The 20,677-nt window shown below is 76.1% G+C and carries 19 protein-coding genes; 11 read left to right on the top strand and 8 right to left on the bottom strand.

The window, feature by feature from the left end:
* The first annotated feature begins 50 nt into the window (after positions 1–50).
* Positions 51–1,340: a saccharopine dehydrogenase C-terminal domain-containing protein gene (locus WAA21_RS10495; protein ID WP_336922746.1), complete on the top strand. Its 1,290-nt coding sequence runs from the start codon at positions 51–53 to the stop codon at positions 1,338–1,340.
* Positions 1,341–1,368: 28 nt separating this feature from the next.
* On the opposite strand, the gene WAA21_RS10490 is transcribed toward WAA21_RS10495, so the two are convergent.
* From WAA21_RS10490 to WAA21_RS10465, 6 genes are all read right to left on the bottom strand, one after another.
* Positions 1,369–2,061: a response regulator transcription factor gene (locus WAA21_RS10490; RefSeq protein ID WP_336922745.1), complete on the bottom strand. Its 693-nt coding sequence runs from the start codon at positions 2,059–2,061 to the stop codon at positions 1,369–1,371.
* Complete coding sequence (locus WAA21_RS10485; RefSeq protein WP_336922744.1) at positions 2,058–3,236, bottom strand: sensor histidine kinase; 1,179 nt, start codon at positions 3,234–3,236, stop codon at positions 2,058–2,060. The genes WAA21_RS10490 and WAA21_RS10485 overlap by 4 nt, the downstream gene beginning before the upstream one ends.
* Positions 3,237–3,240: 4 nt before the next feature.
* Complete coding sequence (locus WAA21_RS10480) at positions 3,241–4,254, bottom strand: hypothetical protein (RefSeq protein ID WP_336922743.1); 1,014 nt, start codon at positions 4,252–4,254, stop codon at positions 3,241–3,243.
* 155 nt (positions 4,255–4,409) lie between these two features.
* Entirely contained in the window at positions 4,410–5,765 is a 1,356-nt protein-coding gene (locus WAA21_RS10475) for a transaminase (protein ID WP_336922742.1), read from the bottom strand.
* Positions 5,762–7,150 (bottom strand): 4-aminobutyrate--2-oxoglutarate transaminase, encoded by a 1,389-nt coding sequence (gene gabT, locus WAA21_RS10470; protein ID WP_336922741.1) that lies wholly within the window; start codon positions 7,148–7,150, stop codon positions 5,762–5,764. The genes WAA21_RS10475 and gabT overlap by 4 nt, the downstream gene beginning before the upstream one ends.
* Positions 7,151–7,240: 90 nt before the next feature.
* Positions 7,241–8,260, bottom strand: coding sequence for a trypsin-like serine peptidase (locus WAA21_RS10465; RefSeq protein ID WP_336922740.1), 1,020 nt, complete (start codon positions 8,258–8,260; stop codon positions 7,241–7,243).
* Positions 8,261–8,395: 135 nt separating this feature from the next.
* Between WAA21_RS10465 and dxr the strand changes: the two genes are divergently transcribed.
* The 4 genes from dxr to WAA21_RS10445 all read left to right on the top strand — a co-directional run bounded on the left by dxr (position 8,396) and on the right by WAA21_RS10445 (position 13,062).
* Positions 8,396–9,574, top strand: coding sequence for a 1-deoxy-D-xylulose-5-phosphate reductoisomerase (gene dxr, locus WAA21_RS10460; RefSeq protein WP_336922739.1), 1,179 nt, complete (start codon positions 8,396–8,398; stop codon positions 9,572–9,574).
* A 12-nt stretch (positions 9,575–9,586) separates the two neighbouring features.
* On the top strand, positions 9,587–10,939 hold the full coding sequence (locus tag WAA21_RS10455; RefSeq protein WP_336922738.1) for a M50 family metallopeptidase: 1,353 nt from the start codon (positions 9,587–9,589) through the stop codon (positions 10,937–10,939).
* A gap of 38 nt (positions 10,940–10,977) precedes the next feature.
* Positions 10,978–12,123, top strand: coding sequence for a flavodoxin-dependent (E)-4-hydroxy-3-methylbut-2-enyl-diphosphate synthase (ispG, locus tag WAA21_RS10450; protein WP_336922814.1), 1,146 nt, complete (start codon positions 10,978–10,980; stop codon positions 12,121–12,123).
* A 90-nt stretch (positions 12,124–12,213) separates the two neighbouring features.
* Positions 12,214–13,062 carry a GNAT family N-acetyltransferase gene (locus WAA21_RS10445; RefSeq protein ID WP_336922737.1) on the top strand — a complete coding sequence of 283 codons (849 nt, stop codon included), beginning with the start codon at positions 12,214–12,216 and terminating at the stop codon, positions 13,060–13,062.
* A 114-nt stretch (positions 13,063–13,176) separates the two neighbouring features.
* On the opposite strand, the gene WAA21_RS10440 is transcribed toward WAA21_RS10445, so the two are convergent.
* Complete coding sequence (locus WAA21_RS10440; protein WP_336922736.1) at positions 13,177–13,677, bottom strand: endonuclease domain-containing protein; 501 nt, start codon at positions 13,675–13,677, stop codon at positions 13,177–13,179.
* A 604-nt stretch (positions 13,678–14,281) separates the two neighbouring features.
* On the opposite strand from WAA21_RS10440, the gene WAA21_RS10435 reads away from it, so the two are divergent.
* Together WAA21_RS10435 and WAA21_RS10430 are read left to right on the top strand one after the other, a co-directional pair.
* Positions 14,282–16,093 carry a proline--tRNA ligase gene (locus WAA21_RS10435; protein WP_336922735.1) on the top strand — a complete coding sequence of 604 codons (1,812 nt, stop codon included), beginning with the start codon at positions 14,282–14,284 and terminating at the stop codon, positions 16,091–16,093.
* A complete protein-coding gene (locus WAA21_RS10430; protein ID WP_336922734.1) occupies positions 16,090–16,911 on the top strand; it encodes a TSUP family transporter in 822 nt (273 codons plus the stop codon). Before WAA21_RS10435 ends, WAA21_RS10430 begins: the two co-directional genes overlap by 4 nt.
* Before the next feature lie 61 nt (positions 16,912–16,972).
* Here the strand turns inward: WAA21_RS10430 and WAA21_RS10425 are convergent, their stop codons facing one another.
* Positions 16,973–18,148: a DUF4439 domain-containing protein gene (locus tag WAA21_RS10425; protein WP_336922733.1), complete on the bottom strand. Its 1,176-nt coding sequence runs from the start codon at positions 18,146–18,148 to the stop codon at positions 16,973–16,975.
* 125 nt (positions 18,149–18,273) lie between these two features.
* Here WAA21_RS10425 and rimP point away from each other — a divergent pair, with 125 nt between their 5' ends.
* The 4 genes from rimP to WAA21_RS10405 all read left to right on the top strand — a co-directional run.
* Positions 18,274–18,789 carry a ribosome maturation factor RimP gene (rimP, locus tag WAA21_RS10420; RefSeq protein WP_336922732.1) on the top strand — a complete coding sequence of 172 codons (516 nt, stop codon included), beginning with the start codon at positions 18,274–18,276 and terminating at the stop codon, positions 18,787–18,789.
* Positions 18,789–19,790 (top strand): transcription termination factor NusA, encoded by a 1,002-nt coding sequence (nusA, locus tag WAA21_RS10415; RefSeq protein WP_336922731.1) that lies wholly within the window; start codon positions 18,789–18,791, stop codon positions 19,788–19,790. The genes rimP and nusA overlap by 1 nt, the downstream gene beginning before the upstream one ends.
* On the top strand, positions 19,787–20,248 hold the full coding sequence (locus tag WAA21_RS10410) for a YlxR family protein (RefSeq protein WP_336922730.1): 462 nt from the start codon (positions 19,787–19,789) through the stop codon (positions 20,246–20,248). The genes nusA and WAA21_RS10410 overlap by 4 nt, the downstream gene beginning before the upstream one ends.
* Before the next feature lie 151 nt (positions 20,249–20,399).
* The coding region (locus WAA21_RS10405) for a translation initiation factor IF-2 N-terminal domain-containing protein (protein ID WP_336922729.1) at positions 20,400–20,677 on the top strand (278 nt) is incomplete at its 3' end.

The raw sequence follows: 20,677 nt of genomic DNA, 5'->3' as shown, positions 1-20,677 counted from the left end.
GACCCCGCACCACCCCAACACCACCCGGCACACAGTCGAAGGAGACACCCGTGCGCATCCTCGTCGTCGGCTCCGGTGGCGTCGGAGACGCCTTCGCCCGCATCGTCGCTCGGCGTGACTTCGCCGAGGCCGTCGTCATGGCCGACCGCGACCTCGTCCGCGCGGAGCGGACGGTCGCGGCCGTCCGGGAGCGGCACCCGCACGAGCGGCGGTTCACCGCGACCACCGTCGACGCCTCCGACTCCGCGGCGGTCGCCGCCGTCGCCCGCGAGCACCGCGCCACCCACGTGCTCAACGCGGTCGACCCGCGGTTCGTCATGCCCGTGTTCTCCGGCGCGCTCGCCGCGGGGGCGGACTACCTCGACATGGCGATGTCGCTGTCGCGGCCGCACCCCGAGCGCCCGTACGAGGAGACCGGGGTCACGCTCGGCTCCGAGCAGTTCGAGGCCGCGGCGCGCTGGGAGGCCGCGGGCCGGCTCGCGCTCGTCGGCATGGGGGTGGAGCCGGGCCTGTCCGACGTCTTCGCCCGCTACGCCGTCGACCACCTCTTCTCCGAGGTCGACGAGCTCGGCACCCGCGACGGGTCGAACCTCACCGTCGACGGGTACGACTTCGCCCCGTCGTTCTCCATCTGGACGACGATCGAGGAGTGCCTCAACCCGCCGGTGGTGTGGGAGCGCGAGCGCGGCTGGTTCACGACCGCGCCGTTCAGCGAGCCCGAGGTGTTCGACTTCCCGGGCGGCATCGGCCCGGTCGAGTGCGTCAACGTCGAGCACGAGGAGGTGCTCCTCATGCCCCGCTGGCTCGACGCGAGGCGGGTGACGTTCAAGTACGGCCTCGGCGACGAGTTCATCGAGGTGCTCGAGGTGCTGCACAAGGTCGGCCTCGACCGCACCGACACGGTCCGGGTCGGCTCCGCCGACGGCCCGGTCCAGGTGTCCCCGCGCGACGTCGTGGCCGCGTGCCTGCCCGACCCCGCGACGCTCGGCGACCGCATGCGCGGCGCCACGTGCGCCGGGCTGTGGGTGACCGGGACCGGGACGGACGGCCGACCGCGCGAGGTGTACCTGCACCACGTCGTCGACAACGAGTGGTCGATGGCGGAGTACGGCGCGCAGTGCGTCGTGTGGCAGACCGCCGTCAACCCCGCGGTGGCCCTGGAGCTGCTGGCCCGCGGCACGTGGTCCGGCACCGGGGTGCTCGGTCCCGAGGCCTTCGACGCCGTGCCGTTCCTCGAGCTGCTGCGCGACGGCTACGGCTCGCCGTGGGGGATGCAGGAGCGGGAGCCCACCCGGGTGCTCGACCTCACCGCCGCGGAGCAGATGGCGGAGACCGACTGACGCACGCCGCCCGGGCCGGGTCGCCGCGTCAGCCGGCCAGCCCCGAGCGGTACGCCAGCACGACCGCCTGGGCGCGGTCGCGGGCGCCGACCTTGGCGAGGATGCGCTTGACGTGCGTCTTGGCGGTCGACTCGGCGATGGTGAGGCGCTCGGCGAGCTCGGCGTTCGACAGCCCCTCGGCGACGAGGCGGAGCACCTCCTGCTCGCGATCGGTGAGCCCGGCGACGCGCGCGGCCGCGTCCGGGTCCGCGTCGCGCGCACCCGCGGCCGCGCCCGCGCCGACGAAGCGGGCGACGAGGTCGTGCGTGACGGCGGGGTCGAGCAGCGACTCCCCGGCCGCGACCGTCCGGACCGCGTCGACGAGGCGCTCCGGGCTCGCGCGCTTGAGCAGGAACCCGCTCGCGCCGGCCTCCAGCGCCCCCCACACGTACTCGTCGTGCCGGAAGGTCGTGAGCACGAGCACCCGCGCCCGCGCGCCGGAGGCGACGACCCGTCGGGTCGCCTCCACGCCGTCGACCCCGGGCATCCGGACGTCCATGAGCACGACGTCGGGGTCGAGCGAGGCGACCGCTGCGACCGCGGCGAGGCCGTCGCCCGCCTCGCCGACGACCTCCAGGCCCGCCGCCTCGAGCACGACCCGCACCCCCGCGCGCAGGAGCGCGTCGTCGTCGACGACCAGCACGCGCACGGCCTCGCCCTCCGTCGCCGCGCCGACGCTCACGACGGCGCCCCGACGGGCAGGTGCACCGCGAGCCGGAACCCGCCGCCCGGCGCGGCGCCGTGCTCGACCCCGCCGCCGAGCAGCCCCGTCCGCTCGCGGACGCCGAGCAGGCCCCGACCCGGCTCCCAGCCCGGGGCCGGACCCGTCCCGTCGTCGACGACCTCGACGAGCAGCTCGCCGTCGCGGCACCGCAGCGACACGCGGGCCGTCGCGGCCCGGCCGTGGCGCAGCGCGTTCGTCAGCGCCTCCTGCACGACCCGGTACACCGCGAGGTCGGTGCTCGTGGAGTAGTGCGCGCGCACCCCCGGACCGCGGTCGAGCCGGACCTGCAGGCCCGCGTCGCCGAAGCGCGCGACGAGGCCGTCGAGGTCGGCGAGCCCGGGCCCGTCGTCGACCGGACCCCCCGCCACGGGACCGGTGTCGGAGCCGACGTCCTCCCGCAGCAGCCCGAGCACACGGTCGAGCTCGGCCATCGTCTCCGCGCCGGTCCGCTCCGTCGCGAGCAGCAGGTCCCGCGCAGCCGCAGGCCGCTCGTCGAGGACCGTCCGGGCGGCGCCCACCTGCACGAGCATGAGGCTGAGGGCGTGCCCCACGACGTCGTGCAGCTCCCGGGCGATCCGCGTGCGCTCGTCGCGCACCGCCTCGCGCTGGCGGGTCGCGCGGTCGCGGGCCTCCGCCTCCCGCCGCCGGGCCACCTGGTACGCGAGCGCCCAGCTCGCGAGCCAGACGAGCACGACGGTGACGGGCACGACCGCGGGCAGCTGGGGGCTGGCGAACCAGGCCGCGATGCCGACCAGCGCGAACGGCGGCCCCCACAGCGCCCGGCGCGCCGAGCCGAACCAGCCGAGCGAGACGACGCCGACGAGGTTGGCGTAGGGCGAGACCGGGCTCGGCCCGAGCGCCAGCGACTCCACGACCAGGGCCGCCGTCCCGACGGCGTACGAGGCGAGCGGCGCCGTGCGCCGCCACGCGAGCGACCCGCCGACCACCACGGCGAGCAGCAGCCCGGGCACCACCGTGGCCGGACCGGCCCCGGCGGGGGAGGGCCCTTCGGACAGGCGCCCCGCGACGGTGGCGACGACGGCGACCGCCGCGAGCAGGACGTCGAGCGAGCGGCCCCCCGTGAGGGCCTGCACCGCACGTTCCGCGCGCGTGCCCGACGTCGTGGGGTGCACGGGCTCAGCCCACCACAGCCCCGGGCCGTCGGGCGAGGGTTCCGCCGGCCGGGCGCAGGTGGCCGAGCACGGCCACCGCGGCCGCGGCCAGGAGGGCGACCCCGGGAACGGCGGGGACGAGCAGCGACGGCGGGAGCGCGAGCCACGCCTCGCCCCGCAGCGCGGCGGCCCCGACGCCGCCGAGCACGCCCGCGAACCCGAGCGAGGCGAGGGCCGTCACGGCGAGCGCCCGTCGCCGCGGCGCCCCGGCGACGTGGAGGAGCAGCGCGACGGCGAGGAGCACCTGCAGCCCGTGCTGGCCGACCGCGTGGAACAGCTTCGCGCTGCCCGCGGCGCCGAGCACGACGCTGTCGGGGACGGCGCCCGTCGCGGCCACGACCTCGGTGCCCTCGGCGATCATGCGTCCGCCGACCCAGCTGCTCACGAGGACGCCGGCGAGGCCGACGAGCACCGCGAGCCGCAGCGCGGGCCCGCCGGAGAACCCGCGCGGCAGGGCGGCCACCACGGTGAGCACCGCGACGGCCGCGACGATGAGCCCGACGCTGCCCGCCATCACCCCGAACACGACGCTGTCGTACGGCGTCGCGTCGTTGAAGTGCGACGGCACCCCGCGCCAGCGCTGTGACGCGATGGCGGCGTACTCCACGACCGACCCGACCACGAGCGGGGCCGCGACCCACCACTGCGTGCGGCGGCCCGGCACCCACCGTAGGACCGCGGCGACGGTGAGGAGCAGTATGCCGAGCGAGACGCCGAACACGACGGGCTTGCGCCACGACACGGGCCCGGCCCACGCGCCGCCGTCCACCGCCTGCACGCCGAGGTGCGCGAGGCCGACCGCGGCCAGCGCGAGCCCGGCACCGGCCGTCCAGCGCTCCGCGCGGGTGCGGGGGCGCACCTCCCACCACAGCGCCGACACGAGCGCCCGGACCGACCAGGGGTCGGGTGCCGTCGTGGTGCCGCCCGCCGTCACCCCGACCGCACGAGGTGCCGTCCCTGCTGTCGCCGTCGTGCTCATCGCCGCCTCCGGTGCTCGTCCCGACCGGCCGTCCCGACCGTCGCCGACGACGCTAGGGACGGGTCTCGCCCGGCACGTCCCCCCGGCGGGGCGTCCTCGCGTACCCCCGCGGGGGTACGGCCGGCTCTGCGCGGCTCTGCGCGGCTCTGCGCGACTCAGGCGGTCAGGGCCCTCGTCACGGCCGCGAACGAGGTGCTGTGCCGGTCGACGTCGGCGTCGGTGGTGTCCGGGCTCATGAGCGCCATGTTGTGGAACGGGGTGAGGAGCACCCCGTCGACGAGGGCGTGCAGGTGCAGCAGCTGCTGGAGGTCGAAGTCGTCGGCTGCGGCGGCCTCGGCGCCGTCGTGCGGCGGGGTCGGGCGGAACGTGTACTCCGCGCGGCAGCCGAGGCGCGTCACCTGCCACGGCAGGCCGGCCGCGTCGATGCCCGCCTGCACGCCCTCGGTCCACCGGACCGCCCGCGCCGTCATGGTCGCGAAGGCCTCGGCGGTGAGGACCTCCGTGAGCGTCGCGCGGACGGCGGCCATCGACAGCGCGTTGCCGGCGAGGGTGCCGCCGACCCCGCCGACGTCGACGTCCTCGAGCTCGACGCTGCGCTGCACGCGCTCGGCCAGCTCCGTCGTCATGCCGAAGGCGGCCGCGGGCACGCCACCACCGATCGTCTTGCCGACGACAACGGCATCCGGGCGCAGCCCCCACTCCCGCGTGCAGCCGCCCGGGCCCGCGCACAGCGTGTGGGTCTCGTCGACCACGAGCAGGGTGCCCGTCTCGTCGCAGAGCGCGCGCACCGCGGCGAGGTAGCCCTCGTCTGGCAGCACGATGCCGATGTTCGTCATGGCCGGCTCCAGCAGGACCGCCGCGACCTCGCGCGAGGCGAGCGCGCGCTCCATGGCCGCGACGTCGTTGAACGGCACGACGGCCGTCGTCACCTCCGGCGGCACGGGCGGGCCGATGTTGCCGCGCCGGGCGACGACCCGGCCGTCGGCGTCGAGCGTGGCGAAGGTCTCGTCGACGCTGCCGTGGTAGCACCAGTCGACGACGGCGACCCGCGGGCGGCCGGTCACGTGTCGGGCGTAGCGCAGCAGGTGGCGGTTGGCGTCGGTCGCGGTGAGCGTGAACTGCCACTGCGGCAGCCCGAAGCGCGCGGTCAGGTCCTCCGCCGCGAGCACCGCGTCCTCGCCCGGGAGCATCGTCGTGATGCCGCGGTCGAGCTGCGTGCGCACGGCCGCCACCGTGGCGGCGGGGGAGTGCCCCGTCATGGCGCCGGTGTCGCCGAGGCAGAGGTCGACGTGGTCGTTGCCGTCGACGTCGGTGAAGTGCGCGCCCGACGCGTGCGCGACGAAGGTCGGCCACGGGCCGGGCCACTTCACCATCCACGACATCGGCACCCCGCCGGGCATGACCCGGCGGGCGCGCGCGTACAGCTCGCGCGAGCGCGGGCGCTGCGCCTCGAAGGTCGTCGTGGCGGCGGCGTGCAGCTCCGCCACGCGCGCCGGGTCGACGCCGGTCACGCGGCGCTGCCGGCGCGTCCCGTGAGGGCCTCGACGAGCACGGCGGTGCCGTCGGCGAGCAGCGCCGGGTCGATGGTGAGCGGCGGCAGCAGCCGGATGACGTTGCCGTACGTGCCGCACGTCAGCACCACGACGCCGGCCTCGTGGCAGGTGCGGGCGACGCGGGCCGCCTCGGCCGCGTCCGGCTCGAGCGTCCCGGGCCGCACCAGCTCGACGGCGAGCATGGCGCCGCGGCCCCGCACGTCGCCGATCCCCGGCGCGTGCTCGCGTGCCGCCTCGAGCGCGGGACGCAGGACGGCCTCGATCTCCCGCGCCCGCGCGGGCAGGTCCTCCTCCGTCATGACGTCGGCGCTCGCGAGCGCGGCCGCGCACGCGACGGGGTTACCGCCGTACGTGCCGCCGAGGCCGCCGGCGTGGACGGCGTCCATGACCTCGGCGCGGCCCACGACCCCCGCGAGCGGCATGCCGTCGGCGAGGCCCTTGGCCACCGTCACGAGGTCGGCCCGCACGCCCTCGTGGTCGAGGGCGAACACGTCGCCGGTGCGCGCGAAGCCCGTCTGGATCTCGTCGGCCACTAGCAGCACGCCGTGGTCGCGGCACCATGCGGCCAGCGCGGGCAGGAAGCCGGGCGCGGGCTCGACGAAGCCGCCCTCGCCCTGGATCGGCTCGATGACGAGGCACGCGAGCTCCTCCGCGCCGACCTGCGTGACGAGGCTGCGGACCGCGCGCTCGGCCGCCTCCTCGCCGGTCAGCCCGGCGGGGTCGCGGAACGGGTACGACATCGGCGCGCGGTACACCTCGCCCGCGAACGGGCCGAAGCCGCGCTTGTACGGCATCGCCTTGGCCGTCATCGCCATCGTGAGGTTCGTGCGGCCGTGGTAGGCGTGGTCGAAGACGGCGACGGCGTCGCGCCCGGTGGCGGCGCGGGCGATCTTCACGGCGTTCTCGACGGCCTCCGCCCCCGAGCTCAGCAGCACCGTCCGCGTGGGCCCGTCGACGGGCACGAGCCCGCCGAGTCGCTCGGCGACGGCGACGTAGCCCTCGTACGGGGTCACCATGAAGCACGTGTGGAGGAAGGCCTCGGCCTGCTCTGTGACGGCGGCCACGACGCGGGGGTGCGCGTGGCCCGCGTTGACCACGGCGATGCCCGCGCCGAGGTCGACGAGGGAGTTGCCGTCGACGTCGACGAGCACCGCCCCGCCGGCCCGCTCGACGAAGGCGGGCAGGACCATGCCGACCCCGGCCGCGACGGCCGCCGCGCGCCGCTCGCGCAGGCGGAGCGACACGGGCCCGGGCACGGCCGTCCGCAGCCGGCGCACCTGCTCGACCCCCGCGACCACGGCGGGGGAGCGGGTCGGGTCGGCGTCCACGGTTACCGTCGTCATGCGCGCAGCATAGGGGCGGATTCCGCGGCCGGACAGAGTCCCGGCGACGGAATCCGCCCCTGGTGCGCGGCGGAAGCGGACCGCAGCCCGTCAGCGGGAGGCGGTCGCGTACAGCTGCTGCGCGACCGAGCCGAGGTACGGCCCGTACATCGAGCGGGAGTCGGAGGAGTACTTGTAGGAGTTCACCGAGCTCAGCTGGCCTAGGCCGGTCGACGTGCTGAACTGCGAGAGCCACGGCCCGCCCGAGGAGCCGCCCGTCATGGTGCAGTCCATGCCGAGGGTGTCCGCGCCGTACGGGTCGGACTTCAGCGGACCCGCGCAGTGCACGAGGTCGCTGCCGTCGTAGGGCTTCGCCGCCGGGTAGCCGAAGGCGTAGCGGCTCTCCTGCCGCGGAGCGCTGAACGTGATGCCCTGCGCCCCCGTGGTGTCCGTCAGGGTCGCGCCGGCGACCGGGGCGACTGTCGCGAAGCCGACGTCGTAGGAGAAGTCGCCGCTGCTCGCCCACTGGCTCGTCGTGTACAGGTCCGTGGCGACGAAGGTGCCGTACGGCCGGGCGCCGTCGTCGTAGGCGGGGACGAACGCCCAGTTGGTGGCGTAGGCGCCCGGACCCCCGTGCAGGCAGTGGCCCGCGGTCAGGACGGTGCTCTCGTTCGCGCTCGTCACCGCGGACCCGGAGCACACGTAGTTGCTGCCGCCGAGGGTGAAGAACACCTTGCCCGTGGTCGCGACGACCGCGGTGCCGCCGGTCCACTCCGCGCCCGTGACGACCGTGCCGCCGCCACCACCGCCGCCGGGCTTGCCCTTCCCGCCGCCGGGCCGGGCAGTCGGTCGCACCGACGCCGAGCCGCGCGCGACGTCGGCCGTGCTCACCTCGCCGGGGGTCACGGTCGGGGCCAGCGCGTCGGCGGGCCGCGCCGCACGCATCCGCGCGGGGGACCAGTACGCGGCGACGGCGGCGCGCTCCGCGGCCGTCGTGGCGGCGCGGGCGTGCGCGACGCCGGCGGCGCGTTCGGACGGGACGGCCCCGGCGGGCGTCGCCAGGCCCGCGGTGAGGGCGAGCCCTGCGGCGAGGGCCAGCAACCGGCGGGCGTTGGGGTGGGGTCGGCGCATGGTTCCTCCTGTCGGGGGCGGACGTCGCCCCGTGGCGGCCGACCGTAGGCGTCGATGACGGCCCGTGACAAGACTTTTGACAACCGGGGCCGGGCGGGCGCCGACCGGCCGGGCGCGGCTGGGACACTCGCGCCCATGCGGCGCGTCACCGTCCTCGGCTCCACCGGGTCCATCGGCACCCAGGCCCTCGACGTCGTCGGCCGCAACCCGGACCGGCTCCGGGTGACCGGTCTCGCCGCCCGCGGCGGCGACCCCGACCTGCTCGTGCGGCAGGCGGTCGAGCACGACGTCGACGTCGTCGCGGTCGGCGACGCCCGCGTGGCCGCCGACGTCGAGACCAGGCTCCGGGGGGCGGGGCGCCGCACCGAGGTCCTCGTCGGCGACGGCGCCGCCACCGAGCTCGCGGCGCGCGACACCGACGTCGTGCTCAACGGGCTCGCCGGCGCCGTCGGGCTGCGCCCGACGCTCGCGGCGCTGGAGGCCGGGCACGTGCTCGCGCTCGCGAACAAGGAGTCCCTCATCGTCGGCGGGCCGCTCGTGAGGCGCGCGGCCCGGCCCGGGCAGATCGTGCCCGTCGACTCCGAGCACTCCGCGCTCGCCCAGTGCCTGCGCGGCGGGCGCGCGGAGGAGGTCCGCCGCCTCGTCCTCACCGCCTCCGGCGGGCCGTTCCGCGGCCGCGACCGCACCTCGCTCGCGGGGGTCACCGCCGAGCAGGCGCTCGCCCACCCGACGTGGGCCATGGGCCCCCTCGTCACGTGCAACTCCGCGACGCTCGTGAACAAGGGGCTGGAGGTCATCGAGGCGCACCTGCTCTTCGACGTGCCGATGGACCGGGTCGACGTCGTCGTGCACCCGCAGTCCGTCGTGCACTCGATGGTCGAGTTCCTCGACGGCTCGACCCTCGCGCAGTGCTCGCCGCCGGACATGCGCCTGCCCATCGCGCTCGGGCTCACGTGGCCCGACCGGCTCACTGACGCCGCCCCCGGCCTGGACTGGACGCAGGCGGCGGCGTGGACGTTCGAGCCCGTCGACCACGCGACGTTCCCCGCCGTCCGCCTCGCCCGCGAGGCCGGCGCCGCGGGCGGCGTCGCCCCCGCGGTGTACAACGCGGCCAACGAGGTGGCGGTCGCGGAGTTCCTCGCCGGGAACACCGGCTTCCTCCAGATCGTCGACACGGTGGCCGAGGTTCTCGACGAGGCGGCCGCGCGCGGCCTCGCCGAGCCGCGCGACGTCGACGACGTCGTCGAGGCCGACGCGTGGGCGAGGGCCCGCGCGGCTGAGACACTGGCAGCCCGCGGCACGCGGGACCTATAGCAGGAGGCAGCAGTGGAGTACGCGCTCGCCTACACCGTGGGGGTGCTGGCCGTCGTCGTCGGTGTCGCCGTCTCCATCGCCCTGCACGAGGTCGGGCACCTCGTGCCCGCCAAGCTGTTCGGCGTCCGGGTCACCCAGTACATGGTCGGCTTCGGGCCGACGCTGTGGTCCCGGCGGCGCGGCGAGACGGAGTACGGGGTCAAGGCGGTCCCGCTCGGCGGCTACATCCGCATGATCGGCATGTTCCCGCCCCGGCCCGGCACGCCTGCCGGCATGGTCGGCGCGGCCTCGAGCAACCCGATCGCGTCGCTCGTGGAGCAGGCGCGCGCGGAGTCGCTGGAGGAGCTGCGCCCCGGCGACGAGCGCCGGACGTTCTACTCCCTCGCGGTCCCGAAGAAGCTCGTCATCATGCTCGGCGGGCCCGTCATGAACCTCGTGCTCGCCACCGTCCTGCTCGCCGTGGTGGCGGTCGGGTTCGGGCTGCCCCAGCAGACCACGCAGGTGCAGACCGTGTCGCAGTGCGTCCTGCCGGTCGACGCGCCCCTGGACGCCGAGTGCGGACCGGACGACACCGCCGCCCCGGCCGCGGCGGCCGGGCTGCGGCCCGGGGACCGGATCGTGTCCCTCGGCGGCACCCCGACCCGGAGCTGGGACGACGTGAGCGAGGCGATCCGGGCCGCCGGCGGGCAGCAGGTGGCCGTCGTCGTCGAGCGCGACGGCGTCGAGACCACGCTGCGCGCCACCCCGGTCGTCGCCGACGTCGTGGCCCGTGACGAGGACGGCGCGCCGGTCGTGCGCGAGGACGGCGGGTTCGAGACGGTCCGCGCGGGCTTCCTCGGCATCTCCCCCGTCACCGAGCGGGTCCGTCAGCCCCTCACCGTCGTCCCGGGCACGGTCGGCGACGCGGTCGTCGGCACCGCCGGGGTCATCGTCCGGCTCCCGCAGTACATGGTCGGCGTCGCCGACGCCGCCTTCGGCGCCGGTGAGCGCGACCCCGAGGGACCGGTGAGCGTCGTGGGCGTCGGCCGGTTCGCCGGCGAGGTCGCGGCCCTGGAGGACCCCGACGGCCTGCTGGGCCTCGGCGGGCGCGTCGCGCAGATCCTCGCGATCCTCGCCGGCCTCAACATCGCGCTGTTCGTGTTCAACCTCGTCCCGCTGCTGCCGCTGGACGGCGGCCACGTGGCCGGGGCGCTGTGGGAGGGCGTGAAGAAGACGTGGGCCCGCGCGCGGAGCCTGCCCGACCCCGGCCCCGTCGACGTCGCGAAGGCGCTGCCGCTCGCGTACGGCGTCGCGGTGCTCCTGCTCGGCATGGCGGCCGTGCTCATCTACGCCGACCTCGTCAACCCGATCAGGCTCACGGGCTGAGCCGGGGTCACAATGGGGGCGTGACCGTCAGCCTCGGCATGCCCGAAGCCCCCGCGCCCGTCCTCGCCCCCCGCCGGAAGTCGCGCCAGATCAAGGTGGGCAGCGTCCTCGTCGGCGGCGACGCGCCCGTCAGCGTGCAGTCGATGACGACGACGCCGACCACCGACATCAACGCGACGCTGCAGCAGATCGCCGAGCTCACCGCGAGCGGCTGCGACATCGTCCGGGTCGCGTGCCCGTCGCAGGACGACGCCGAGGCGCTCCCGGCGATCGCGAGGAAGTCGCAGATCCCCGTCATCGCCGACATCCACTTCCAGCCGAAGTACGTCTACGCCGCGATCGACGCCGGCTGCGCCGCCGTCCGGGTCAACCCCGGCAACATCCGGAAGTTCGACGACCAGGTCAAGGAGATCGCGGCGGCCGCGCGCGACGCCGGCGTGTCGATCCGGATCGGCGTCAACGCGGGCTCGCTCGACCCCCGGCTGATGGCGAAGTACGGCAAGGCCACCCCCGAGGCGCTCGTGGAGTCCGCGGTGTGGGAGGCGTCGCTGTTCGAGGAGCACGACTTCCACGACTTCAAGATCTCCGTCAAGCACAACGACCCCGTCGTCATGGTGCGCGCCTACGAGATGCTCGCCGAGCGCGGCGACTGGCCGCTGCACCTCGGCGTCACCGAGGCCGGGCCCGCCTTCCAGGGCACCATCAAGTCCTCCGTCGCCTTCGGCGCGCTGCTGGGCAAGGGCATCGGCGACACGATCCGCGTGTCGCTGTCCGCGCCGCCGGTCGAGGAGGTCAAGGTCGGCAACCAGATCCTGCAGTCGCTCAACCTGCGCCCGCGCAAGCTCGAGATCGTGTCGTGCCCGTCGTGCGGGCGGGCGCAGGTCGACGTCTACACCCTCGCCGACGAGGTGACCGCGGGCCTGGAGGGCATGACCGTGCCGCTGCGCGTGGCCGTCATGGGCTGCGTCGTCAACGGCCCGGGCGAGGCGCGCGAGGCCGACCTCGGCGTCGCCAGCGGCAACGGCAAGGGGCAGATCTTCGTCAAGGGCGAGGTCGTCAAGACGGTGCCGGAGTCGCAGATCGTCGAGACGCTCATCGAGGAGGCGATGCGCATCGCCGAGGAGATGGGCGTGGACCCGGAGGCCGCGGCGGGCAGCGGCAGCCCGGTGGTCAGCGTCTCCTGAGACCGCCCGACCGCGGTCGCCGCGCACTCCCGGCGAGGTCGGTGCTCGCGCCTCGTCGCATGATCGCCCGCGGTGGGTGAGGATGACCGCGTGCTGCGCTCGACCGTGCGGGTCCTCGGGGCGAGGGACCTCGAGGCCGCCGTCGACGTGTGCGCGAGCGACCCCGTGTCCCACGCCTTCGTGTCGTCGCGGCTCGTCGGGGGCCTGCTGGGCGAGGCCGGGCACGCCGAGGTGTGGGGCTACCACGAGCGTGGCGAGCTGGTCTCGCTGTGCTGGGTGGGGGCCAACATGGTGCCGGTCGAGGCCGGCGGCGAGGCGGCCGACGCCTTCGCCGCGCGCGCCCGCTCCGCGCCCCGCCGCAGCTCCTCGCTGTTCGGCCCCCGCGACGACGTGCTGCGGCTGTGGGCGGGGCTGGAGCAGGCGTGGGGCCCGGCCCGCGAGGTCCGCCGCGACCAGCCGCTCATGGTGTGCGGTGAGCCTGCCGTCGGCGTCGACCCCTACGTGCGGCGGACCCGTCCCGACGAGCTCGACACGCTCTTCCCCGCCTCCGTCGCCATGTTCACCGAGGAGATCGGCTACTCCCCGGTCGGCCTCGACGGTGGCGCCGCGTACAAGGCGGGCGTCGCGGAGATGGTCGCGCTCGGGCGGTCGTTCGTGCGGATCGACCTCGACGAGCACGGCGACCCGGAGGTCGTGTTCAAGGCCGAGCTCGGGGCCGTGACCGGGGCCATCGCGCAGATCCAGGGCGTGTGGGTGGCCCCGCACCGCCGCGGCGAGGGCCTCGCCGTGCCCGCGGTCGCCGCCGTCGTGCGCGCCGTCCGCGACGACCTGGGCGCCCGGTCCTCGCTGTACGTCAACGACTACAACGAGCGCGCCGTCCACGTGTACGAGCAGGTGGGCTTCGAGCGCCACGGCAGCTTCGCGACCGTCCTGCTCTGAGCCGCCGCCCCGCGTCCCTGGTCACTCCCACGGCCACAGCGCAGGAGCCGTACGGCGACGGCGCACGTCGGGTCACGGCGCATGGGGGCGCTTCCTGCGGTGTGGCCGCCGGCCTCACGCCGGGCGTCGAAGAGCCGCCTCGCGGAAGGCGCCGCGCACCTGCTCGACCACCCACGGTCCGGCGGACATGACGTGCTCCCAGGCGAAGCGGCGCGTGACCCAGCCGGCGGACTGGAGCCAGTTGTGCCGGACCAGGTCCCGGGCGAAGGCCCGCCGGGTGCCGTGCACCTCGTACCCGTCGGCCTCGAAGCCGACGCGCCAGCGGGGGTCCGCGATGTCGACCACAGCCAGTCGGCCGGGTGAACGGACCTCCACCTGCGGGCGCAGGCCCCGGTAGCCGGCCTCGAGGCACCACCCGCGTAGACCGGACTCGAACGCGTTCGCCGCGAGGGGACTGGCGTGGGCGACGACGAGCCGTGCACGCCCGGCTCCCGGGCCGGTGAGGGCGCCAGCAGCGCTCAGGAGCTCGTCGCGCCGCACGTCCCCGCAGCGCAGCGCCGAGTCCGCGACCGCCAGCGACTCGTGCGGCGGGAGCCGGCGCGCGCAGTCGAGCACGGTCCGCAGCGGTGCCGTGACACCTGCTCGTCGCTCGCCGTCCGTGAGCGCGCCCCAGTGGAGGACCGTCCCGGCGCGTGCGAGCCGCGACGCGGTCCGTGGGACGGTGACCTCGGGTGCCGCCGGAACCCGCAGGACACCCCAGCCGTGACGGGTCGCTGCACTGCGGCCGGACAGCGCCCCACCGAGCTCGAGGGCGACTGCGGGGGCGTCGGTGCCGCCAGCACGTAGCGGCCTCTCCGGACCCTCACGATGTCGCCGTGGGTCACCGCGGTCCGCAGCGCGCGCCGTGGGACGTGCTCGAGCAGCTCCGCGTACGTCGCGCTGCCCAGGGCGGTCAGCACCGTCGTCGGTGTGGTGGTCCGGGTCGCCATGGCCGCCAGGCTGGCGGGGCGCGCCTCGTCGTGGCCGTCGTCCACAGCGGCGGATGCGACGGCGACGTGATCCACAGGCCACAGCGCAGGCGCCGACCCCCTCAGCCAGGACGCGTCGCGGGCCGGCGGAAGCCGCTTCCTGTGCTGTGGCCGCCACGACCGTTCGGGCGCAGCAGCGGCGGCGACAAGGGGGCGCGGGGGCCCGGTGGCCCGCCGGTACGCTCGCCGCCGTGCTCATGCGCATGTCGTCCCTCTTCCTCCGCACCCTGCGCGACGACCCGGCCGACGCCGAGGTCCCCAGCCACAAGCTGCTCGTCCGCGCCGGCTATGTGCGCCGCGCCGCGCCCGGGATCTACAGCTGGCTGCCGCTGGGCTACCGGGTGCTGCGCAAGGTCGAGGAGGTCGTGCGCGAGGAGATGGAGCGCATCGGCGCGCAGGAGGTCCACTTCCCCGCGCTGCTGCCCAAGGAGCCGTACGAGACGACGGGCCGCTGGGAGGAGTACGGCGACAACCTCTTCCGCCTGCACGACCGCAAGGGTGGCGACTACCTCCTCGGGCCCACCCACGAGGAGATGTTCACGCTGCTGGTCAAGGACCTGTACAGCAGCTACAAGGACCTGCCGCTGTACCTGTTCCAGATCCAGACGAAGTACCGCGACGAGGCGCGTCCGCGGGCGGGCATCCTGCGCGGGCGCGAGTTCGTCATGAAGGACAGCTACTCCTTCGACGTGACCGACGAGGGTCTCGAGCGCAGCTACCGCGCCCACCGCGACGCCTACGTCCGGATCTTCGAGCGGCTCGGGCTCGACTACGTCGTCGTGCAGGCCGTGAGCGGGGCGATGGGCGGCAGCGCGAGCGAGGAGTTCCTCACCCCGAGTGAGGTGGGCGAGGACACGTACGTGCGCTGCACGGGCTGCGACTACGCCGCCAACGTCGAGGCCGTCACCACGCCCGCCCCCCGGGCCGCGACCGCCGAGGAGCTCGCGGCGCTGCCCGCGGCGCACGTCGAGGACACCCCGGGCACGCCGACCATCCAGACGCTCGTCGACCACGCCAACGCCGCCCTCCCGCGCGCGGACCGGCCCTGGACCGGCGCGGACACGCTCAAGAACGTCCTCGTCGTGCTCGTGCACCCCGACGGAACGCGCGAGCCGGTCGCGGTCGGCGTGCCCGGCGACCGGGAGGTCGACGCCAAGCGCCTCGCCGCCGCGGTCGAGCCCGCGACCGTCGAGCCGTTCACCGAGGACGACTTCCGCGCGCACCCGGGCCTCGCCAAGGGCTACATCGGGCCGGGCGCGCTGGGGACGGCGAGCGCCGAGCGCGGCGGCACGGGCATCCGCTACCTGCTCGACCCGCGCGTGGTCGCCGGCTCGAGCTGGATCACCGGCGCCGACGCCGAGGGACGGCACGTGTTCGACCTGGTCGCCGGCCGCGACTTCCCCGCGGCGGGCGAGGAGGGCTCCGACGGCACCCTCGAGGCCGCCGAGGTCCGCGACGGCGACGCCTGCCCGCGCTGCGCGGAGCAGGGCCGGACGGGCGCGGACGCGGGCACGCTGCAGTCCGCGCGCGGCATCGAGATGGGGCACGTGTTCCAGCTGGGGCGTAAGTACGCCGACGCGCTCGGGCTGCGCGTGCTCGACGAGAACGGCAAGAGCGTCGTGGTGACGATGGGCTCCTACGGCGTCGGCGTGAGCCGGGCCGTCGCCGCGATCGCCGAGTCCACCCACGACGAGAAGGGGCTCGCGTGGCCGCGCGCGGTCGCCCCCGCCGACGTCCACGTCGTCGTCGCCGGCAAGGACCCGGCCGTCGCGGAGGGCGCCGAGCGGCTCGCGTCCGACCTCGACGCCGCCGGCTACGACGTCGTCCTCGACGACCGGAAGGCGAGCATGGGCGTCAAGCTCAACGACGCCGAGCTGGTCGGCCTCCCCACGGTCGTCGTCGTGGGGAAGCGCTTCGTCGACGGCCTCGTCGAGGTCGTCGACCGTCGCACCGGCGAGCGGCAGGACGTCGCGCTCGCCGACGTCGCGCAGCACCTCGGGTGATCGACCTCCCGACGGCCGGCGTGCTCGCCGGCCTGCCGGGCATGCCCGACGTCGGCTGGCAGGTCGTCGCGCTCCTTGTGCTCGCCGCGCTCGTCGCGGGCTGGGTGGACGCGGTCGTCGGCGGCGGCGGCCTCGTCCAGCTGCCCGCGCTCCTGCTCGCGCTGCCCACCGCGACCCCGGTGCAGGTGCTCGCGACCAACAAGCTGTCGGGGGTGTGGGGCACGACGGTCGCCGCGGTCACCTACGCGCGCCGCCTGCCGCGCCGCCCGCGGGCCGTGGGGGTGCTGACGGTGTCCGCGGCCGCCGGGTCGGCGCTCGGCGCCGCGCTCGCGGCCTTCGTCCCCTCCGAGGTCTTCACCCCGCTCGTGCTCGTGCTCGTCGTCGTGATCGGGGTGGTGACGGTCGCCCGGCCGCAGCTCGGGCTCGTCGAGCGGCACCGGGTCCGCTCGGTGTCCTTCGCGGCCCTGCTCGCCGGCATCGGCATCGGCGTCGGGGTGTGGGACGGCATCTTCGGCCCGGGCACGGGCACCCTGTTCGTGTTCGCGCTCGTCGGCCTCGCGGGCTACCAGTTCCTCGACGCGACGGGCCTCGCGCGCATCGCGAACGCCGTGACGAACCTCGCCGCGATCGCGGTCTTCGCCGTGCAGGGCGCCCCGCTGTGGACCCTCGGGCTGCTCATGGGGGCCGCCAACCTGCTCGGCGGCTGGCTCGGGGCGCGCACGGCCATCGCGCGCGGCTCCCGCTTCGTGCGCGTCGTCTTCCTCGTCGTGGTCGGCCTGCTCGCCGCGCGGCTCGCGTGGGAGGTCGTGGCCGGCTGAGGGTCGTGGCCGGCAGGGGCTCGTGGCAGGCGTGGGGCCGGGAGCCGACCGTCGGGGCCGGTCAGACGGCGCCCGGCAGGACGGCCGGCGCCCCGCCCCACGACCACCGGCCGAGCTCGGTCACGAGGGAGCCGCGCGCGGCCGCGGCGCTCCAGCCGCGCGAGCCGGCGGCGACGGCCGCGACGAGGACCGCACCAGCGGCCCCGGCGACGGCCTCCTCCAGCCGCAGCGCGAGGGCGGCCGCCGCGGCGGGCCCGTCGACCGGTCGGCCGTCCTCGTCGGTCGGGTACGTCGCCTCGGCGGCGACCGGCACCGCACCGAGCCGCGTCACGACGTCCTGCAGCGACTCGACCGCGGCGGTGTGCCCGTCCCGGGCCGACGCGGCGTCGGCGGCGCGGTCGGTCGACCACGCCTGCACGACGGCGTACGACCAGCGGGCCCGGTGCTCCTGCGCGAGCAGCCGCTGCAGCGCGTCCACCAGCGCCCCCGGGTCGCCGACCGCCTCGGTCGACCACGCGCCCGGGAGCGCGCCGAGCCGCTCCAGGGCGTCACCCGGGTCCGCGCCGAGCCCCGCCGCGTGCGCGCCCCGGGCGACCGCCGCGCGCGCGAGCAGCACCGCGAGGTCGAGATCGCCGTCGTCGGCCGCCTGCTCGGCGAGGGCGTCGGTGAGGTCGGCGTCCAGCGCGTCGGCCAGCGGGCGCGCCGCCGCGGCCAGCGCCACCGCCGGGGCCGACCCGAGCGGCGACGGGGCCGACGGGGCCGACGGGGCCGACGGGGCCGACGCGCCCGGCGAGGGGGACGCCGGGGTCGGCTGGGGGCCCGTCGAGGCGCCGGTACCGGCCGAGCCGGTCGGAGCGGGCTCGACGGGCTCGAGGAGGGCGAGGTGCTCCGCGTGCACGGCGCGCGCCGCGACGGGGTCGACGTCCCCGCCCCAGCGCCCCGCGGGCGCGACGCCCCGCGCCACCGCGAGGCCGAGCACGTCGAGCGCCAGGCGGGCCGAGGCCACCGCGCGGCGCCGGCGCAGCTCGCGCGCGCTCGGCTCGTCGGGCTCACGCGGACCGTCCGCGCCGTCGGCACCGTCCGGACCGTCCGCGCCGTCGGGCTCACGACTCGCCCCGCCGGAGGAGCGGCCGTCGCGCGTGCAGCCGGACACGAGGAGCGCGCCGGCGGCGAGCACGGCCCCGGCCCGCAGCACCGACCTGCGGCCCGGCGCGGGGCCGGACCGGTCGCTGCGCACCGGGGCATGCTGTCAGACCGTCGACCGGTCGCAGCGGCCCGCGCGAGGTGCTGGTCGGCGGGGGCGCACGGATAGTGTGGTCCCGCGTCCCCCACCCACCTGCCCGCCTACCCCGGAGCGTCCTCGTGCCCTCGCCGAACCCGTCCCACCACGCGCAGCTCACCACGCTGCTGGAGCCCGTGGTGGCCGACGGCGGGCTGGTGCTGGAGGAGGTCGGGGTCGCGACCGTCGGGCGGCGACGGCTCGTCCGCGTCGTCGTCGACCTGCCGGACACCGAGGTCGGCGCGGTCGACCTCGACCGGGTGGCCGAGGTGTCCCGCGCGGTCGGTGCCCGCCTCGACGAGGTCGACGTGCTCGGGCCCGGTCCGTACTCCCTGGAGGTCACGACCCCCGGCGTCGACAGGCCGCTCACCGAGCCCCGTCACTGGCGGCGGGCGCGGACGCGGTTGGTGACCGTCGAGCGGGCCGGCGACGACCCGGTGACGGGCCGCCTCGAAGAGGTCTCCGACGACGGGCCCGTCCTCGGCGTGGACGGGGAGCGGCTGCCGCTGGCGTGGCCCGACGTGCGCCGCGGCCTCGTGCAGGTCGAGTTCACCAAGCCGCCCAAGGGCCGGCGCGACGAGCAGGACGAGGAGGTCTGATGGACATCGACATGCAGGCGCTCCGCCTCATCGAGCAGGAGCGGGAGATCCCGCTGCCCGTCCTCATCCAGACGATCGAGCAGGCGCTGCTTCTCGCCTACGAGCGCACCGAGGGGGCGCAGGCACGCGCCCGCATCGACCTGGACCGTCGCACCGGGCGAGTCGCGGTCATGGCGCAGGAGACCGACGAGGACGGCCAGGTCGTCCGCGAGTGGGACGACACGCCCGCCGGCTTCGGCCGGGTCGCGGCCTCGACCGCGCGGCAGGTGATCCTCCAGCGCATCCGCGACGCGGAGGACGAGCGCGTCCTCGGCGAGTTCCGCGGCCGCGAGGGCGACATCGTCTCCGGCGAGGTGCAGCAGGGCCGCGACCCGCGCTACGTGCGGGTGAAGCTCGGCGACGTCGAGGGCGTGATGCCGCCCGCGGAGCAGGTGGCGGGGGAGTCGCTGCGCCACGGCGAGCGCGTGCGCTGCTACGTCGTCAGCGTGGCCAAGGGGCTCAAGGGCCCGCAGATCACGCTGTCGCGCAGCCACCCCAACCTCGTGCGCCGGCTCTTCGCGCTCGAGGTGCCCGAGCTCGAGGACGGGACGGTCGAGATCGCGGCCATCGCCCGCGAGGCGGGGCACCGCAGCAAGGTCGCCGTCCGCGCGAACCGGGCGAACTTCAACGCCAAGGGCGCGTTCATCGGGCCGATGGGCCAGCGGGTGCGGGCCGTCATGAGCGAGCTGCGCGGCGAGAAGATCGACATCGTCGACTTCGAGGACGACCCGGCCCGTTTCGTGGCCGCGGCCCTGTCGCCGGCGAAGGTGGTGTCGGTCGAGGTCGTCGACGCGGCGGCCAAGCAGACGCGGGTCGTCGTGCCGGACTACCAGCTGTCGCTGGCCATCGGCAAGGAGGGCCAGAACGCCCGGCTCGCCGCCCGCCTGACGGGCTGGCGCATCGACATCCGCTCCGACGAGGCGGTGGCGCGGGAGCAGGCCCGCCCGGACACCCCCGCGTGAGCGCCGCGGGGCGGTCCGGTGCGCAGCCGGGTGCGCCCCGGTCGGCCCCGGCGCCGGACGGCGCTACACTTACCGAGGCCTCGACAGGAGCGGCACCTGCCCTGCCCGAGCGCACGGAGCCCCGGTACGCCACGGACACCACCACGGCGGACGGACCCGTTCGCACGTGCATCGGCTGCCGCCGCCCCGGTTCGCGGTCCGTCCTCGCCCGGTTCGTCGTGGTCGAGGTCGAGGGCCGGCCGCAGGTCGTCCACGACCCCGGCAGGCGGTCCCCCGGGCGCGGGGCCTGGCTCCACCCCGACCCCACGTGCGCCGAGCACGCCGTCCGCCGCAAGGCGTTCGCGCGGGCGCTGCGCACCGCGGGACCGGTGGCCACGGACCAGGTCGCGAAACTCGCCCGCACCTGGGCGACGGGAAGGACGAGCACCACACCGGACGTTGGCACCCACGGACGGTGACGAGGGCCCGGAGGACCAGGCCCTGCACCACCCCACGAGACCGGAAGCGGGTCGACGAGTGATGAGCACCCCATGAGCGCGCTGCGATGAACAGCCCTCGTTAACGACGGTCCGTGTGCCCTCCTGGCTCCCGGACCGAGACAGGAGAGAAGTGGCAAAGGTCCGCGTACACGAGCTCGCGAAGGAGCTCGGACTCACCAGCAAGGCGCTGCTGTCCTGGTTGCAGGACAACGGCGAGTACGTGCGGGCGGCGTCCTCGACCATCGAGGCCCCGGTCGTGCGGAAGGTCCGTGAGAACTTCGACGGCGCCCCGGCCCCGGCCAAGAAGGCGGCGCCCAAGGCGGCCGCCCCGGCCGCACCGGCACCGAGCGCGCCGGCACCGGCGGCACCCGCCGCCGCGGCACCGGCGCCCGCCGCGCCGGCCCCCTC

This window comes from Aquipuribacter sp. SD81 (assembly GCF_037153975.1).
Taxonomy (GTDB): Bacteria; Actinomycetota; Actinomycetes; order Actinomycetales; family JBBAYJ01; genus Aquipuribacter.
This window is presented reverse-complemented; position numbering and strand designations above follow the sequence as displayed.

What these genes read in the sequence shown, in the direction of transcription:
- nusA (WP_336922731.1), top strand. Translation starts at nt 18,789, where the DNA reads ATGGACATCGACATGCAGGCGCTCCGCCTCATCGAGCAGGAGCGGGAG.
- dxr (WP_336922739.1), top strand. Translation starts at nt 8,396, where the DNA reads ATGCGGCGCGTCACCGTCCTCGGCTCCACCGGGTCCATCGGCACCCAG.
- gabT (WP_336922741.1), bottom strand. Translation starts at nt 7,150, where the DNA reads ATGACGACGGTAACCGTGGACGCCGACCCGACCCGCTCCCCCGCCGTG.
- WAA21_RS10465 (WP_336922740.1), bottom strand. Translation starts at nt 8,260, where the DNA reads ATGCGCCGACCCCACCCCAACGCCCGCCGGTTGCTGGCCCTCGCCGCA.
- ispG (WP_336922814.1), top strand. Translation starts at nt 10,978, where the DNA reads ATGCCCGAAGCCCCCGCGCCCGTCCTCGCCCCCCGCCGGAAGTCGCGC.
- WAA21_RS10480 (WP_336922743.1), bottom strand. Translation starts at nt 4,254, where the DNA reads ATGAGCACGACGGCGACAGCAGGGACGGCACCTCGTGCGGTCGGGGTG.